This is a genomic window from Salmonella sp. 32100201201700099SM (genome assembly GCF_017572645.1).
In the GTDB taxonomy this organism is placed as follows: domain Bacteria; phylum Pseudomonadota; class Gammaproteobacteria; order Enterobacterales; family Enterobacteriaceae; genus Salmonella; species Salmonella enterica.
Genome location: NZ_JAGERQ010000008.1, coordinates 95,800 through 112,248, shown reverse-complemented (window position 1 = coordinate 112,248; position 16,449 = coordinate 95,800). Strand labels below are relative to the sequence as shown.

The 16,449-nt window shown below is 53.6% G+C and carries 13 protein-coding genes; 10 read left to right on the top strand and 3 right to left on the bottom strand.

The features are described 5' to 3' along the window. Nucleotides 1-180 precede the first annotated feature (180 nt). The 6 genes from clpX to fadM all read left to right on the top strand — a co-directional run bounded on the left by clpX (nucleotide 181) and on the right by fadM (nucleotide 7,661). Nucleotides 181-1,452 (top strand): ATP-dependent protease ATP-binding subunit ClpX, encoded by a 1,272-nt coding sequence (gene clpX, locus J4685_RS14525; protein ID WP_000130314.1) that lies wholly within the window; start codon nucleotides 181-183, stop codon nucleotides 1,450-1,452. A 185-nt stretch (nucleotides 1,453-1,637) separates the two neighbouring features. After that, nucleotides 1,638-3,992: an endopeptidase La gene (lon, locus tag J4685_RS14520; protein WP_001067728.1), complete on the top strand. Its 2,355-nt coding sequence runs from the start codon at nucleotides 1,638-1,640 to the stop codon at nucleotides 3,990-3,992. A 190-nt stretch (nucleotides 3,993-4,182) separates the two neighbouring features. Next, the gene (hupB, locus tag J4685_RS14515) at nucleotides 4,183-4,473 is read left to right on the top strand and encodes a nucleoid-associated protein HU-beta (RefSeq protein WP_254888479.1); all 291 of its coding nucleotides are present in this window, start codon (nucleotides 4,183-4,185) and stop codon (nucleotides 4,471-4,473) included. 290 nt (nucleotides 4,474-4,763) lie between these two features. After that, nucleotides 4,764-6,635, top strand: a complete 1,872-nt coding sequence (gene ppiD / locus J4685_RS14510; RefSeq protein ID WP_000969429.1) for a peptidylprolyl isomerase — start codon at nucleotides 4,764-4,766, stop codon at nucleotides 6,633-6,635. A 149-nt stretch (nucleotides 6,636-6,784) separates the two neighbouring features. Next, nucleotides 6,785-7,159, top strand: coding sequence for a helix-hairpin-helix domain-containing protein (locus J4685_RS14505; RefSeq protein ID WP_000680322.1), 375 nt, complete (start codon nucleotides 6,785-6,787; stop codon nucleotides 7,157-7,159). Nucleotides 7,160-7,262: 103 nt separating this feature from the next. Continuing rightward, on the top strand, nucleotides 7,263-7,661 hold the full coding sequence (gene fadM / locus J4685_RS14500) for a long-chain acyl-CoA thioesterase FadM (RefSeq protein ID WP_001194543.1): 399 nt from the start codon (nucleotides 7,263-7,265) through the stop codon (nucleotides 7,659-7,661). A 105-nt stretch (nucleotides 7,662-7,766) separates the two neighbouring features. Here fadM and queC read toward each other — a convergent pair whose 3' ends face one another. Next, nucleotides 7,767-8,462 carry a 7-cyano-7-deazaguanine synthase QueC gene (gene queC, locus J4685_RS14495; protein ID WP_000817205.1) on the bottom strand — a complete coding sequence of 232 codons (696 nt, stop codon included), beginning with the start codon at nucleotides 8,460-8,462 and terminating at the stop codon, nucleotides 7,767-7,769. Between the two features lie 64 nt (nucleotides 8,463-8,526). Continuing rightward, nucleotides 8,527-10,227 (bottom strand): SgrR family transcriptional regulator, encoded by a 1,701-nt coding sequence (locus J4685_RS14490; RefSeq protein ID WP_001238162.1) that lies wholly within the window; start codon nucleotides 10,225-10,227, stop codon nucleotides 8,527-8,529. A gap of 100 nt (nucleotides 10,228-10,327) precedes the next feature. On the opposite strand from J4685_RS14490, the gene cof reads away from it, so the two are divergent. After that, nucleotides 10,328-11,146, top strand: coding sequence for an HMP-PP phosphatase (cof, locus tag J4685_RS14485; protein WP_000113030.1), 819 nt, complete (start codon nucleotides 10,328-10,330; stop codon nucleotides 11,144-11,146). Nucleotides 11,147-11,195: 49 nt separating this feature from the next. On the opposite strand, the gene cdsH is transcribed toward cof, so the two are convergent. After that, the gene (gene cdsH / locus J4685_RS14480) at nucleotides 11,196-12,251 is read right to left on the bottom strand and encodes a cysteine desulfhydrase (protein WP_000987852.1); all 1,056 of its coding nucleotides are present in this window, start codon (nucleotides 12,249-12,251) and stop codon (nucleotides 11,196-11,198) included. 112 nt (nucleotides 12,252-12,363) lie between these two features. Here cdsH and decR point away from each other — a divergent pair, with 112 nt between their 5' ends. From decR to J4685_RS14465, 3 genes are read left to right on the top strand one after another with little or no spacing between them, the layout of a single operon-like run. After that, nucleotides 12,364-12,822, top strand: coding sequence for a DNA-binding transcriptional regulator DecR (decR, locus tag J4685_RS14475; RefSeq protein ID WP_000884593.1), 459 nt, complete (start codon nucleotides 12,364-12,366; stop codon nucleotides 12,820-12,822). A 40-nt stretch (nucleotides 12,823-12,862) separates the two neighbouring features. Further along, nucleotides 12,863-14,635: a SmdA family multidrug ABC transporter permease/ATP-binding protein gene (locus J4685_RS14470; protein WP_001235575.1), complete on the top strand. Its 1,773-nt coding sequence runs from the start codon at nucleotides 12,863-12,865 to the stop codon at nucleotides 14,633-14,635. After that, nucleotides 14,628-16,409 carry a SmdB family multidrug efflux ABC transporter permease/ATP-binding protein gene (locus J4685_RS14465; RefSeq protein ID WP_001256089.1) on the top strand — a complete coding sequence of 594 codons (1,782 nt, stop codon included), beginning with the start codon at nucleotides 14,628-14,630 and terminating at the stop codon, nucleotides 16,407-16,409. Before J4685_RS14470 ends, J4685_RS14465 begins: the two co-directional genes overlap by 8 nt. The last annotated feature ends 40 nt before the right edge of the window (nucleotides 16,410-16,449 follow it).

The following is a 16,449-nucleotide window of genomic DNA, read 5'->3' as shown; positions in this document are numbered from 1 at the left end:
TCCCGGTGACTTACTTATGTAAGCGCCTGCGGAGTCGCCGAGTTGCCGCCTTGATGTAGCTCGAATGATTTTGTGTATATACTAATGAAGGGCGGCACAACGCTGATTAGCGGCTTGCGCCTGAGAATGGCATTTGCGTCGTCGTGTGCGGCACAAAGAACAAAGAAGAGGTTTTGACTCATGACAGATAAACGCAAAGATGGCTCGGGCAAATTGTTGTACTGCTCTTTTTGCGGCAAAAGCCAGCATGAAGTGCGCAAGCTGATTGCCGGTCCATCCGTGTATATCTGCGACGAATGCGTCGATTTATGTAACGACATTATTCGCGAAGAAATTAAAGAAGTTGCTCCGCACCGTGAACGTAGTGCGCTGCCGACGCCGCATGAAATTCGTACCCACCTGGACGATTACGTTATCGGCCAGGAGCAGGCGAAAAAAGTGCTGGCGGTGGCGGTCTATAACCACTACAAGCGTCTGCGTAACGGTGATACCAGCAATGGCGTCGAGTTAGGCAAAAGCAACATTCTGCTGATTGGACCGACCGGTTCCGGTAAAACGCTGCTGGCGGAAACGCTGGCGCGCTTGCTGGATGTGCCGTTCACTATGGCGGATGCGACCACGCTGACCGAAGCGGGTTACGTGGGTGAAGACGTCGAGAATATCATTCAGAAACTGTTGCAGAAATGCGACTACGACGTGCAAAAAGCGCAGCGTGGGATTGTCTACATTGATGAAATCGATAAGATTTCGCGTAAATCAGACAATCCGTCCATTACCCGCGATGTTTCCGGCGAAGGCGTACAGCAGGCGTTGCTGAAACTGATCGAAGGCACCGTCGCCGCGGTTCCACCGCAGGGCGGTCGCAAACATCCGCAGCAGGAGTTCTTACAGGTAGATACCTCTAAGATTCTGTTTATCTGCGGCGGCGCGTTTGCTGGTCTGGATAAAGTGATCGCTAACCGTGTTGAAACCGGCTCCGGCATTGGTTTTGGCGCGACGGTGAAAGCGAAGTCCGACAAAGCCAGCGAAGGCGAGCTGTTGTCGCAGGTTGAACCGGAAGATTTGATCAAATTTGGTCTGATTCCTGAGTTTATCGGTCGTCTGCCAGTGGTGGCGACGCTGAACGAACTCAGCGAAGAAGCGCTGATTCAAATCCTGAAAGAGCCGAAAAATGCGCTGACCAAGCAGTATCAGGCGCTGTTTAACCTGGAAGGCGTCGATCTGGAATTCCGTGACGAAGCGCTGGACGCTATCGCCAGGAAAGCAATGGCGCGTAAAACCGGTGCCCGTGGTCTGCGTTCTATCGTCGAAGCGGCGCTGCTGGATACCATGTACGATTTGCCATCTATGGAAGACGTCGAAAAAGTGGTGATCGACGAGTCCGTTATTGCCGGTCAGAGTAAGCCGTTGCTGATTTACGGCAAACCGGAAGCGCAGGCTTCTGGCGAATAATTAAACATTCATACAATCAGTTAGCCAAAAAAGGGGGGATTTTATCTCCCCTTTCGTTTTTCCTGTAAACACGCCGTTGAATGTGTGGGAAACATCCCCATATACTGACGTACATGTTATAGGTGGTATGGAGCACAGCTATACTATCTGATTACCTGGCGGACACTAAACTAAGAGAGAGCTCTATGAATCCTGAGCGTTCTGAACGCATTGAAATCCCCGTATTGCCGTTGCGCGATGTGGTGGTTTATCCGCACATGGTCATACCCTTATTTGTAGGGCGGGAAAAATCTATCCGTTGTCTGGAAGCGGCTATGGACCATGATAAAAAAATCATGCTGGTCGCCCAGAAGGAAGCATCAACGGATGAGCCGGGTGTAAACGATCTTTTCACCGTCGGGACCGTGGCCTCTATTTTGCAGATGCTGAAACTGCCTGACGGCACCGTAAAAGTGCTGGTCGAGGGGTTACAGCGCGCGCGTATTTCCGCGCTGTCTGACAACGGCGAACATTTCTCCGCGAAGGCGGAGTACCTTGATTCGCCAGCCATTGATGAGCGTGAACAAGAAGTGCTGGTGCGTACCGCTATCAGCCAGTTCGAAGGCTACATCAAGCTGAACAAAAAAATTCCGCCGGAAGTGCTGACGTCACTCAATAGCATTGACGACCCTGCACGTCTGGCTGACACCATCGCCGCGCATATGCCGCTGAAACTGGCGGATAAACAGTCCGTACTGGAGATGTCCGACGTTAACGAACGTCTGGAATATCTGATGGCGATGATGGAATCTGAAATCGATCTGCTGCAGGTTGAGAAACGCATTCGCAACCGCGTGAAAAAGCAGATGGAGAAATCCCAGCGCGAGTACTATCTGAACGAGCAAATGAAAGCGATTCAGAAAGAACTTGGCGAGATGGACGACGCGCCGGACGAAAACGAAGCGCTGAAGCGTAAGATCGACGCGGCGAAAATGCCGAAAGAGGCGAAAGAGAAAGCGGAAGCGGAACTGCAGAAGCTGAAAATGATGTCTCCGATGTCGGCGGAAGCGACCGTGGTGCGCGGCTACATCGACTGGATGGTGCAGGTGCCGTGGAATGCGCGTAGCAAGGTCAAAAAAGACCTGCGTCAGGCACAGGAAATCCTCGATACTGACCATTATGGTCTGGAGCGTGTGAAAGACCGCATCCTTGAGTATCTCGCGGTACAAAGCCGTGTAAATAAAATCAAGGGGCCGATCCTGTGTCTGGTGGGGCCGCCGGGGGTAGGTAAAACCTCGTTGGGCCAGTCCATCGCTAAAGCCACAGGGCGTAAATACGTCCGTATGGCGCTGGGCGGCGTGCGTGATGAAGCGGAAATCCGCGGTCATCGCCGGACTTACATTGGCTCTATGCCGGGTAAACTGATCCAAAAAATGGCCAAAGTGGGGGTTAAAAACCCACTATTCCTGCTCGATGAGATCGACAAAATGTCCTCGGACATGCGCGGCGATCCGGCTTCCGCACTGCTTGAGGTGCTGGACCCGGAGCAGAACGTGGCGTTCAGCGATCATTACCTGGAAGTGGATTACGATCTCAGCGATGTGATGTTCGTCGCCACCTCCAACTCCATGAACATTCCGGCGCCGCTGCTGGATCGTATGGAAGTGATCCGTCTGTCCGGTTATACCGAAGACGAGAAGCTGAATATTGCTAAACGTCACCTGCTGCCGAAGCAGATCGAGCGTAACGCGCTGAAGAAAGGCGAACTGACGGTCGACGATAGCGCGATTATCGGTATTATCCGCTATTACACGCGTGAAGCGGGCGTTCGTAGTCTGGAGCGTGAAATCTCCAAACTGTGCCGTAAAGCGGTTAAACAACTGTTGCTCGATAAGTCGTTAAAACATATTGAAATTAACGGCGATAATCTGCACGACTACCTCGGTGTGCAGCGCTTTGATTATGGCCGCGCGGATAGCGAAAACCGCGTAGGTCAGGTGACGGGCCTGGCGTGGACGGAAGTGGGCGGCGATCTGTTGACCATCGAAACCGCCTGCGTACCGGGCAAAGGCAAGCTGACCTACACCGGCTCGCTCGGTGAAGTGATGCAGGAATCTATTCAGGCGGCGCTGACCGTGGTGCGCGCGCGCGCGGAAAAACTGGGTATTAATCCGGACTTTTACGAAAAACGCGATATCCACGTTCACGTGCCGGAAGGCGCAACGCCGAAAGACGGTCCAAGCGCCGGTATCGCGATGTGTACCGCGCTGGTTTCCTGCCTGACCGGTAATCCGGTGCGCGCAGATGTGGCAATGACCGGTGAGATCACCCTGCGTGGTCAGGTGTTGCCGATCGGCGGCCTGAAAGAAAAGCTGTTGGCGGCGCATCGCGGCGGGATTAAAACGGTCTTAATTCCGTTCGAAAATAAACGTGACCTGGAGGAAATTCCGGACAACGTGATTGCCGATCTGGATATTCATCCTGTGAAGCGCATTGAGGAAGTTCTGACGCTTGCTCTGCAAAACGAACCGTCTGGAATGCAGGTTGTAACCGCAAAATAGTGACCTCGCGCAAATAGCGCTAATAAAAACAGGGCTGGCAGGCTATTTCGGACTTGCCAGCCTTTTTTTGTATAGCTAATTTAGATGGTTGATTGGGTCTGCCACCATTAACGGGTGTTGTAAGGGCGTGGCAGGCCTGATATAACTGCTGCGCGGTCGTACTTCGAAGGATTCAGGTGCGATATAAATTATAAAGAGGAAGAGAAGAGTGAATAAATCTCAACTGATCGAAAAAATTGCTGCAGGGGCTGATATCTCTAAGGCTGCGGCTGGACGTGCGTTAGATGCGATTATTGCTTCTGTTACCGAATCTCTGAAAGAAGGGGATGACGTTGCACTGGTAGGCTTTGGTACTTTTGCTGTTAAAGAGCGTGCTGCCCGTACTGGTCGCAACCCGCAAACAGGTAAAGAGATCACCATCGCCGCTGCCAAAGTGCCGAGTTTCCGTGCAGGTAAAGCGCTGAAAGACGCGGTAAACTAAGCGTGATCCCCTCGGGGGATGTGACAAAGTACAAGGGCGCATCAACTGATGTGCCTTTTTTATTGGCGATTCGGGACTTTCTGTGCGTTGCGGGCTGACAATTGCCCTCGTTTCTTGTCACAATAGGCTTTTGTGCGCCGCGTTCAGAAAATGCGATGCGCGTGAAGTCTCTATACGCAAATCATTCAGGTTGCGTCGACGCGGCTACTGAGCGAATCACTCGGTAGCCAGCGGAGAAGCCGCCTGAAAGATAAAGTGTAAAGTCACCTACAGCGGAGTGTGGTTACACCATGATGGACAGCTTACGCACGGCTGCAAACAGTCTCGTGCTCAAGATTATTTTCGTTATCATTATCGTGTCGTTCATTTTGACCGGCGTTAGTGGTTACCTGATTGGCGGAAGCAATAACTACGCCGCAAAAGTGAATGGCCAGGAAATCAGCCGGGCACAGTTTGAGAATGCGTTTAATAACGAACGTAACCGTATGCAGCAGCAGTTGGGCGACAGGTATTCTGAACTGGCGGCCAACGAAGGTTATATGAAAAGCCTGCGCCAGCAGGTGCTGAATCGTCTGATAGATGAAGCGCTGTTGGATCAATATTCCCGCGAACTGAAACTGGGCATCAGCGATGAGCAGGTAAAGCAGGCGATTTTCGCCACTCCCGCTTTTCAGGTGGACGGTAAGTTTGACAACAACCGCTATAACGCGATTGTGAATCAGATGGGAATGACCGCCGATCAGTACGCTCAGGCGCTGCGTAACCAGCTTACCACTCAGCAACTGATCAACGGCGTGGCTGGTACTGATTTTATGCTGAAAGGAGAAACCGACGAACTGGCGGCATTAGTCTCTCAACAGCGCGTGGTGCGTGAAGCCGTTATTGATGTCAACGCGCTGGCGGCGAAGCAGCAGGTGACCGATCAGGAAGTGTCCAGCTACTACGATCAGAATAAATCCCGCTTTATGACGCCGGAACAGTTCCGCGTAAGCTATATCAAGCTGGATGCCGCGACGATGCAGGCACTGGTCAGCGATGCGGATATTCAGGCCTATTATGACCAGCATTTGGATCAGTTTACCCAGCCGGAGCGTACTCGTTACAGCATTATTCAGACCAAAACGGAAGATGATGCGAAAGCGGTACTGGATGCGCTGAACAAGGGCGAAGATTTCGCCACGCTGGCGAAAGAGAAATCTACCGACATCATCTCTGCGCGTAATGGCGGCGATATGGGCTGGCTGGAAGAGTCTGCCACGGTGCCGGAACTGAAAAACGCCGGATTAAAAGAAAAAGGTCAGATATCTGGCGTGATTAAGTCGTCTGTCGGTTTTCTGGTGGCGCGTCTGGATGATATTCAGCCTGCCAAAGTGAAACCGTTAAGCGAGGTTCGCGACGACATTGCCGCGAAAGTGAAACAAGAAAAAGCGCTGGATGCTTACTATGCGTTGCAGCAGAAGGTGAGCGATGCGGCAAGCAACGACAATGAGTCGTTAGCAGGCGCTGAACAGGTCGCTGGCGTAAAAGCGGTTGAAACCGGCTGGTTTAGCCGTGACACCTTACCGGAAGAGCTGAACTTCAAACCGGTAGCCGATGCTATCTTTAATGGCGGTCTGGTGGGTGAAAACGGTACGCCGGGGCCGAATTCAGACATTATCACCGTGGATGGCGACCGGGCTTTTGTCGTGCGCGTGAGCGAACATAAACCTGAAGCCGCGAAGCCGTTGGCAGAAGTGAAAGAACAGGTCACTGCCCTGGTGAAGCATAATAAAGCGGAACAACAGGCGAAGCTGGATGCAGAAAAACTGCTGGTCGAGCTGAAAGCGGGCAAAGGCGCGGAAGCGATGAAAGCGGCGGGTCTGAGTTTTGGCGAGCCTAAAACGTTAAGTCGTACCAGTCAGGATCCGGTGAGTCAGGCGGCCTTTGCGTTAAGCCTTCCGACGAAAGATAAGCCAGTTTATGGCGTGGCGAACGATATGCAGGGTAACGTCGTTCTGCTGGCGTTTGACGAGGTGAAAGCGGGCGCCATGCCGGAAGCGCAGAAAAAAGCGATGGTGCAGGGCATCACGCAGAACAATGCGCAAATTGTCTTTGAGGCGCTGATGAGCAATCTGCGTAAAGAGGCGAAAATCAAAATCGGCGACGCTCTGGAACAGCAGTAATCGTCGAGGCGCTTCGCAAAAAATTGCAAAATGTTGTATCCCACAAAGGCCGCTTTCGCGGCCTTTTCCATTTCTGAGAATTGCCGTTTGTTCGTTTTTCTCCGTCCCGCTATCGTGGCTGCACTGTTAACAAACAAGGAGAAAACAGTATGAAACACGGAATTAAAGCACTGCTTATTACGCTTTCTTTAACCTGCGCGGGCATGGCCCATAGCGCGCTGGCGGCGACGCCTGTCGCAAAAAATGCAGCGGTGGAAACAAAAGCGGATACGCCTTCTTCATCCTCCGCCAAAGCGGCATTACCTGCTAAAGCCAGCGATGATGAAGGTACCAGGGTGAGCATTAATACCGCGTCTGCGGAGGATCTGGCGCGGGTGATGAACGGCGTTGGGCTGAAAAAAGCGCAGGCTATTGTGAGCTATCGGGAGGAGTATGGTCCTTTTAAAACGGTGGATGATTTAAAGCAGGTGCCGGGAATGGGAAGCGCGCTGGTGGAGCGTAATCTGGCAGTTTTAACATTGTAATCACTTGCACAGTAGCAAAAATTTGCCAGACTGTAGAGGTCATACCAGTTATGGCCTCTGTACTTGTCGTTTACTTATAACAACAACGTAAGGTTATTGCGCTATGCAAACACAAATCAAAGTTCGTGGATATCATCTTGATGTTTATCAACATGTTAATAATGCCCGCTATCTGGAGTTTCTGGAAGAGGCCCGTTGGGATGGGCTGGAAAACAGCGACAGCTTTCAGTGGATGACGGCCCGCAATATTGCCTTTGTGGTGGTAAACATCAATATAAATTACCGTCGCCCGGCGGTATTGAGCGATCTACTGACCGTGACCAGCCAGGTACAACAGCTTAACGGTAAAAGCGGCGTATTAAGCCAGACGATTACGCTGGAGCCAGAAGGGCAGGTGGTGGCCGATGCGCTCATCACGTTTGTTTGTATTGATTTAAAAACGCAAAAAGCGCTGCCGCTGGAAGGCGAATTGCGTGAAAAGCTGGAACAGATGGTGCAATAACGCCTCGCTGTCTGATGGCGTTGAACTGATCCGGCCTGGCGATATTGACCATAGTGAATATCGCCAGGCCGGACAAGGCGCGTGCGCCGCCATCCGGCAAAACAATCACCTTAACCCGGTTTTTTGCTTCATTGCCGCCATCACCGCCGATTTATTCGACAGGTAATGATTCAGGCCGTTAGCGCGCAGATTACAGGCTGCGCAATGACCACAGCCATCGCCTTTAATGCCGTTATAGCAGGTCAGCGTCTCTTCGCGAACCAAATCCAGTTGGCCCCAATAATCGGCCAGCGCCCAGGTTTCAGCTTTATCAATCCACATTAAGGGCGTTTCGAAACGGATATCTTTCGCCATGCCCAGATTCACCGCGTGATTCAGCGCTTTGACGAACTCATCGCGACAGTCTGGATAGCCGGAAAAATCGGTCTCGCAAACGCCGGTGATCACCGCCTCGGCTTTGACCTGATAAGCGTAAATCGCCACCAGCGTCAGAAAGAGAATATTACGTCCCGGTACGAAAGTATTGGGGATGCCGTCCGCGTTCGGTTCATAGTCCGGCACCGGAATGCTATCCCGCGTCAGGCTGCTGACCGCCAGTTCGTTCAGTAAAGTGACATCCAGCACTTTATGCGCGCGTGCGCCAAGTTTTAACGCCAGCGCCCGCGCGACATCAATCTCTGCGCGGTGGCGCTGACCATAATCAAACGTGACACAATGCACTTCATCATACTGATGCCGCGCTTGCGCCAGACAAGTGGTGGAGTCCTGACCTCCACTAAATACAACAACGGCGCGTTTCATAGTTATCCTGATCAATGACGAAAACCAATATGGTAACGCGTACGGATAATCCCGACCAGCTTCTTCACGGCGAAGGCGGCGGAAGCCAGGCTTCGCTAAATTCAAACCAGCCGCGAGGGGTGAGTCGAACGCCGTTAACGCCCGGTGGGGCGCTGATGCGATAGTGATAATTAAACAGCGGCGTAAGTGTGGCGTCATCCATCAGATTGGCAAAAACTTGTTGTAGCGCGGCGCGGCGATCTTTTTCATTGGGCTGAATTTGCAGAGCGTCAAGCGTAGCCTGCAGATGGGAAAACGCAGGCGCGTCAAGGACATGTGGCCAGATCTGATCGCAACGTAGCCACTGCTCCAGCGTATATTCCGGCGCTTCGCCGATCAGCCTGTCGCCCATCATCAGATCCGCTTGCGCCAACGCAGGGCAGTTATCCCAGTTTTTGGCATTATGAAAAATCAACGTTAACTCACAGCCGAGCGTCGCCAGGTAATGTCGAAGCTGTTCCGCCATCGTATGCAGCTCTACGGGAAGGTGATACGCCAGGGTAAGTTTTTTCGGCAATGGCGTTTCATCAACGTCCTGCCATTGCGGGATTGTCCAGCCGGGTAGCAGTCCCTGACTTGGCATAATCAAGTTCTCATCTACCGGTAAGGTTTTCAGCAGCGAAGTATGATGGATAATATGTATCAGACGCCGCGCCTGCTGTACGTTGAGCCGTGAGCCCTTTTTGAGGGTTAAATAACAAAAGCCAAGACTGATACCACTACTTACCTGACTCAGCGTCGCCAGCTCTTCCGGTTTGCCGATGGCAATCTGCACCGGATGGCGGCAACTGGTGCCCAGATCCTGGGCAAACAGTTGCGGGGTGATCCAGAATTCAATCGCTTTCAGCAGCGGATGGCTGAGGTGATAATGGTCATGACTTTCCAGACGCACCAGTTCCGGCGTGAACAACGCCAGGCGAAAAGGACCGGTGCCGATAAGCGGCAGGTCAGGATGCGCCAGACCGCTACAATAGCTCGCCAGACGATGCGCCAGCCAGTAATCAGGTCGGTGAAGGAGAAAGGTCAGGCACTGAGGATGCGTTACTTCGATTCGTGCGACGCTAATAAACAATTTGCTTAGCGCCGGTAGGGTAAGCAGCCTTTCCAGGCGTTCGTGTAGCTGCGCGGTATCCACCGCATCGCCATTATGCCAGTGCAGCGTGGAGCGAATATAAAAATCCCAGCGTAAACCGTCGGCGGAAACCTCCCAGTGATGCGCCAAATCCCCGCAAGGATATTGACTGTCGCGGTCGAAGCGCGTTAACCCGGAAAAAACTTGCCCTGCGAGATGCTGTTCCGCGCGTCCTGGCAGAAAACCCGGCTGCAGCGGATCAAGCGGACGATAGTAGGGAATACGCAATGTCGGCGTATCGTTTTGCCACTGGCCGCCCATAAAAGGCTGGAGCATCGCCCGTAACTCACCCGGCGCCAGCTGCGCCAGTTCCAGTACGTTGAGCTGCTGCCCTTTTTCCAGCGCCTGTTCCATCATGGCGGTGCGGAGCGATTCCGGCGTGACCAGAAACTGGAGCCGTCCACGTTTCCCGCGCCCGGACTGCGCCTCCCATCTTAGCCAACCCGCCTGCTGGGCCTGACGCAGCAGCGTTCGCAGATGGCGCTCGCTACAAAAACAGCGTTCGGCCAGTTCGCTAACGGTGACATGTTGCGTTTCCCCGGCGGAAGGCTGCCAGAGGCGTTGATATTGATTAAGCCGATTCAGTAGCCTCATAGAAACCCGGAACACTTCCTTTTATCTGTTCACTATTACTTCCGTATATCTCAGGTAATACTGAACAACAAGTTAACCGCGTCACAGTGTGGAGAAAGAGATGGCCCGTCTGGCAGCATTTGATATGGATGGCACGTTATTAATGCCCGATCACCATTTGGGTAGAGAAACGATCGCCACGCTGGCGCGTCTGCGCGAACGCGATATCACCCTGACATTCGCTACGGGTCGTCATGTGCTGGAGATGCGGCATATTCTGGGGACGCTTTCACTGGATGCTTATCTTATTACCGGTAACGGGACGCGAATTCACTCGCTGGAAGGCGACGTGCTGCATCGTCAGGATCTCGATCCTCAGGTTGCCGATACGGTGATGCACCATGCCTGGGATACCCGAGCCAGTATGCATGTGTTTAATGACAACGGCTGGTTTACAGGCCAGGAGATCCCCGCGCTACTCCAGGCGCACGTCTACAGCGGCTTTCGTTATCAGGTTATCGATATAAAAAGTATTCCGGCCCATCAGGTGACGAAGATCTGTTTTTGCGGCGATCATGACGATCTGATCCGTTTGCGCATTCAGCTCAATGAGGCGCTGGAAGAACGCGCGCACCTCTGTTTCTCTGCCGTCGACTGCCTGGAAGTGCTACCGCTGGGGTGCAATAAAGGATCGGCGCTGGCGGTATTGAGCAACCATTTAGGGCTTTCACTGGCAGATTGCATGGCGTTTGGCGACGCGATGAACGATCGGGAAATGCTGGGCAGCGTCGGGCGGGGGCTCATTATGGGCAATGCCATGCCGCAGCTTATCGCCGCGCTGCCACACCTTTCGGTTATCGGACATTGTGGTAATCAAGCGGTATCACACTTTTTGACGCATTGGCTGGACAATCCGCATCTACCTTATTCCCCCGAATGAGAGAGCTCTTCCAGCAAGCCAGACATTCAGTCTGGCTTTTTTTTGGTTTTTAGTCGCCGGTAAGTAATTTTACGATGGCCGCTGACCACGGCGTCAAATCGCCGATATGGTCGCTAACCCAGGACGGATGGTAATAGGTATCCAGATAGCGATCGCCGCTATCGCACAATAACGTCACGATAGCGCCGGTTTCTCCAGCCTCGCGCATCCGGGCCGCAACCTGCAGCGCTCCCCACATATTCGTGCCGGTAGAGGCGCCGACTTTACGGCCCAGCTGCGTTTCCAGCCAGTGTGCGGTGGCAACGCTGGCGGCGTCCGGTACGCGCAGCATCTCATCCACGACATCCGGAATAAAAGAAGGCTCTACTCGCGGACGACCAATTCCTTCAATTTTACTGCCCACCGGGCTGCGTAATGAAGCGTCGCGATCCTGCCAGTAAGGTAAAAAGACGGAATTTTCCGGATCCACCACCATGAGCTGAGTATCATAGCCCTGGCAGCGAATATAGCGCCCAATCGTCGCAGAGGTTCCGCCCGTTCCGGCGCTCATGACGATAAATCGCGGTACCGGATGGGGTTCGTTGCGCATCTGGCGGAAAATACTGTCGGCAATATTATTGTTGCCCCGCCAGTCAGTAGCTCGTTCTGCGTAGGTAAACTGGTCCATATAGTGACCGTTCAGTTCATGCGCCAGCCGCTCGGAGGCGGCATAAATTTCGCAGGCGCTCTCCACAAAATGACAGTGGCCGCCGTAAAATTGAATCTGCTCGATTTTACGTTTTGCGGTACAGGCGGGCATGACGGCGATGAACGGCAGTCCCAGTAAACGCGCGAACCAGGCTTCGGAAATCGCCGTTGAGCCTGATGACGCTTCAATAATCGGAGTGCCTTCTTTAATCCAGCCATTGCACAGCCCATAAAGGAACAGCGAGCGCGCCAGACGATGCTTGAGGCTACCGGTGGGATGCGTGCTTTCGTCTTTCAGGTAAAGCTGGATACCTGGAAATGCCGACAGGGGCAAACGAATAAGATGCGTATCCGCCGAGCGCTGGTGGTCAGCATTAATTTCATTAATGGCATTTTTAACCCAATTGCTACTCATCATTAATATCCATTTATCATTTTGTGCCAAGAGTAGCGAAAAGTACGGAAAAAATTGTTGCTATTTGACCTTTAAATTACAATGTAAGGAGAAAAATATTCTCTATGGAGTGGGTATGTTAGATAAAATTGACCGTAAACTGCTTTGCTTATTGCAGCAGGACTGTACCCTCTCTTTGCAGGCGCTGGCGGATGCCGTTAATCTGACGACAACGCCTTGCTGGAAGCGGCTTAAACGCCTGGAAGATGACGGTATCCTGCTTGGCAGGGTCGCGCTGCTGGACCCGGAAAAACTGGGGCTGGGATTAACCGCTTTCGTGTTGATAAAAACGCAGCACCACAGCAGTGAATGGTACTGTCGGTTCGTGACCGTCGTCTCTGAGATGCCGGAAGTGCTTGGCTTCTGGCGGATGGCGGGGGAATACGACTATCTGATGCGAGTTCAGGTGGCCGACATGAAGCGGTATGACGACTTCTATAAACGTCTGGTCAATAGCGTCCCAGGACTGTCAGACGTCACCTCCAGTTTTGCGATGGAACAGATTAAGTACACCACCTCTCTGCCCATTGAATAATTCTCCCGGTATTGCCGGAAATCATATCAGGAAATAACGCGTGCGATTATTTGCTCAATTAAGCTGGTACTTTCGCCGGGAATGGCGTCGCTATCTTGGCGCGGTGGCTCTGCTTATGCTTATTGCGATGCTTCAGCTGATCCCGCCCAAAGTGGTGGGGATTGTCGTGGATGGCGTAACCGCACAGCAGTTTACTCCAGGCCGAATAGCGATGTGGATTGGCACCATTGCCCTGATCGCCGTAGTGGTCTATTTGTTGCGCTATGTCTGGCGCGTGCTGCTATTTGGCGCTTCTTATCAATTAGCCGTCGAACTGCGTGAAGATTATTATCGCCAGCTGAGTCGTCAGCATCCTGAATTTTATCAGCGCCATCGGACGGGCGATCTTATCGCGCGTGCGACGAATGATGTGGATCGCGTCGTATTTGCAGCGGGCGAGGGCGTTCTGACGCTGGTTGACTCGCTGGTAATGGGCTGTGCGGTACTGATTGTCATGTCGACGCAAATTAGCTGGCAGCTAACGCTATTAGCACTGTTGCCGATGCCTGTGATGGCGCTGATGATCAAACGTTACGGCGATCGGCTGCATGACTATTTCAAACTGGCGCAGGCCGCCTTCTCCAGCCTGAACGACCGCACGCAGGAGAGTCTGACCAGCATCCGTATGATCAAAGCGTTTGGTCTGGAGGACCGCCAGTCTTCGCTGTTTGCGGCGGATGCCGAAGATACCGGCAAGAAAAATATGCGCGTGGCGCGTATTGACGCGCGTTTTGATCCAACCATTTACATCGCCATTGGCATGGCGAACCTGCTTGCGATTAGCGGCGGAAGCTGGATGGTGGTTAACGGCAGCCTGACGCTGGGCGAACTCACCAGCTTTATGATGTATCTGGGGTTGATGATTTGGCCGATGCTGGCGCTGGCCTGGATGTTTAATATCGTGGAGCGGGGTAGCGCCGCATACAGCCGCATCCGCGCCATGCTGGCGGAAGCGCCGGTAGTTAAGGATGGCGAAGAGCCGGTCCCGGCGGGGCGCGGCGAACTGACGGCGGCCATTCGTGAGTTTTGCTATCCGCAAACGACGCATCCGGCGCTGGAGAATGTGAACTTTCGTCTTAAACCGGGTCAGATGCTGGGGATATGCGGTCCGACCGGCGCGGGGAAAAGCACAATATTGTCGCTTATCCAGCGCCATTTTGATGTGACGCAGGGAGAGATCCGATTCCATGACATGCCGTTGACGCATCTGCAACTGGATAGCTGGCGTAGCCGACTGGCGGTCGTCAGCCAGACGCCGTTTTTGTTCTCGGACTCTATTGCCAATAATATTGCGCTCGGACGCCCGGAGGCGACTCAGGAGGAGATTGAACAGGTGGCGCGTTTAGCCAGCGTACATGAGGATATTCTCCGCTTGCCTCAGGGCTACGACACGCAGGTAGGTGAACGTGGCGTCATGTTATCGGGAGGGCAAAAACAGCGTATCTCGATTGCCAGAGCGCTACTGTTAAATGCGGAAATTCTGCTTCTTGATGATGCGCTTTCTGCAGTAGATGGCCGCACGGAGCATCAGATTTTGCATAATTTGCGCCAGTGGGGCGAAGGGCGTACGGTCATCATCAGCGCGCATCGTTTATCCGCGCTGACCGACGCCAATGAAATTATCGTTATGCAACATGGTCACGTTGTTCAGCGCGGCGATCACGATCAACTGGCGCAGCAGATTGGCTGGTATCGCGATATGTATCGCTATCAGCAACTGGAGGCCGCTCTGGATGACGCGCCGGAACGCGGCGAGGAGGCGGCGAATGCGTAGTTTTGGACAGCTATGGCCGACGCTGAAACGGTTGCTGGCGTATGGCTCGCCATGGCGAAAACCGCTCTCTGTCGCGGTGATGATGCTGTGGATTGCGGCAGCGGCGGAGGTTAGCGGTCCGCTGCTGATCAGCTATTTCATTGATAACATGGTGGCCCGCCACCATTTACCGTTGGGCAAGGTCGTGGGGCTGGCGGCCGCCTATGTGGGGCTACAGTTTCTGGCGGCGGGTCTGCATTACGCCCAGTCTTTATTATTTAACCGGGCGGCCGTTGGCGTGGTTCAGTCCTTGCGCACGGACGTCATGGATGCCGCCTTGCGCCAGCCGCTAAGCGCCTTCGACACGCAGCCTGTCGGACAATTAATTTCACGCGTGACCAACGATACGGAAGTCATCCGCGATCTATACGTCACGGTCGTCGCAACGGTATTACGTAGCGCGGCGTTGATCGGCGCCATGCTGGTCGCTATGTTCAGCCTTGACTGGCGGATGGCGCTGGTGGCGATTTTGATTTTTCCGGCGGTATTGACCGTGATGATCATTTATCAGCGCTACAGCACGCCGATTGTACGCCGCGTGCGGGCATACCTGGCGGATATTAACGACGGCTTTAACGAAATCATCAATGGGATGAGCGTAATCCAGCAGTTTCGCCAGCAGGCGCGCTTCGGCGAACGCATGGGCGAGGCCAGCCGCTCGCACTACATGGCGCGGATGCAGACGCTGCGCTTGGACGGCTTTTTATTGCGTCCGCTGCTTAGCCTCTTTTCTGCGCTCATTTTGTGCGGTCTGTTGATGCTTTTCAGCTTTACGTCTGCCGGCACGATTGAGGTCGGAGTGCTGTATGCGTTCATTAGCTATTTGTCACGTCTGAACGAGCCGCTCATTGAACTGACCACCCAGCAATCCATGCTACAGCAGGCGGTTGTGGCGGGAGAACGTGTTTTTGAACTGATGGATCGCCCGCGCCAGCGCTATGGCAGCGACGATAGGCCGTTACAAAGCGGGGCGATTGATATTGATCATCTGTCGTTTGCTTACCGCGACGATAATCTTGTTTTACAGGACATTACGCTCTCAGTACCGTCCCGTAACTTTGTGGCGCTGGTGGGGCACACCGGCAGCGGGAAGAGCACGCTCGCCAGCTTATTAATGGGGTATTACCCCCTGACACAAGGCGAAATTCGGCTGGATGGGCGAGAGATCTCCTCTCTTAATCATCGCGTTTTACGCCAGGGCGTGGCGATGGTTCAACAGGACCCGGTAGTGATGGCGGATACCTTTCTGGCTAATGTGACGCTGGGGCGCGATGTCTCCGAGGCGCAGGTGTGGCAGGCGCTGGAAACGGTACAACTGGCAGATCTGGCGCGCGGCCTGAGCGACGGGCTGCATACGCATCTCGGCGAGCAGGGAAATACGCTGTCCGTCGGGCAAAAACAGCTATTGGCGCTGGCGCGCGTGCTGGTTGACGCCCCGCAAATATTAATTCTTGATGAAGCGACGGCCAGCATCGATTCCGGCACTGAGCAGGCGATACAGCAGGCGCTGGCGGCGATTCGCGAGCGCACCACGTTGGTGGTTATTGCCCATCGGCTATCGACAATCGTGGAGGCGGATACCATTCTGGTTCTCCATCGCGGCCAGGCGGTGGAGCGCGGGACGCATCAACAATTGCTGGCGGCGCAAGGGCGCTACTGGCAAATGTATCAATTACAGTTAGTTGGCGAGGAGTTAGCCGCCAGCGTACACGAAGAATCCGGCCCTACGGCGTAAGGTTTGGCGCCACAGGGCAAAACCTCGCCCATTATGCACC

Excerpts from the sequence above, each read along its gene's own strand:
- clpX (WP_000130314.1), top strand. The coding sequence starts at position 181 with ATGACAGATAAACGCAAAGATGGCTCGGGCAAATTGTTGTACTGCTCT.
- lon (WP_001067728.1), top strand. The coding sequence starts at position 1,638 with ATGAATCCTGAGCGTTCTGAACGCATTGAAATCCCCGTATTGCCGTTG.
- ppiD (WP_000969429.1), top strand. The coding sequence starts at position 4,764 with ATGATGGACAGCTTACGCACGGCTGCAAACAGTCTCGTGCTCAAGATT.
- J4685_RS14505 (WP_000680322.1), top strand. The coding sequence starts at position 6,785 with ATGAAACACGGAATTAAAGCACTGCTTATTACGCTTTCTTTAACCTGC.
- fadM (WP_001194543.1), top strand. The coding sequence starts at position 7,263 with ATGCAAACACAAATCAAAGTTCGTGGATATCATCTTGATGTTTATCAA.
- queC (WP_000817205.1), bottom strand. The coding sequence starts at position 8,462 with ATGAAACGCGCCGTTGTTGTATTTAGTGGAGGTCAGGACTCCACCACT.
- J4685_RS14490 (WP_001238162.1), bottom strand. The coding sequence starts at position 10,227 with ATGAGGCTACTGAATCGGCTTAATCAATATCAACGCCTCTGGCAGCCT.
- cof (WP_000113030.1), top strand. The coding sequence starts at position 10,328 with ATGGCCCGTCTGGCAGCATTTGATATGGATGGCACGTTATTAATGCCC.
- cdsH (WP_000987852.1), bottom strand. The coding sequence starts at position 12,251 with ATGATGAGTAGCAATTGGGTTAAAAATGCCATTAATGAAATTAATGCT.
- decR (WP_000884593.1), top strand. The coding sequence starts at position 12,364 with ATGTTAGATAAAATTGACCGTAAACTGCTTTGCTTATTGCAGCAGGAC.
- J4685_RS14465 (WP_001256089.1), top strand. The coding sequence starts at position 14,628 with ATGCGTAGTTTTGGACAGCTATGGCCGACGCTGAAACGGTTGCTGGCG.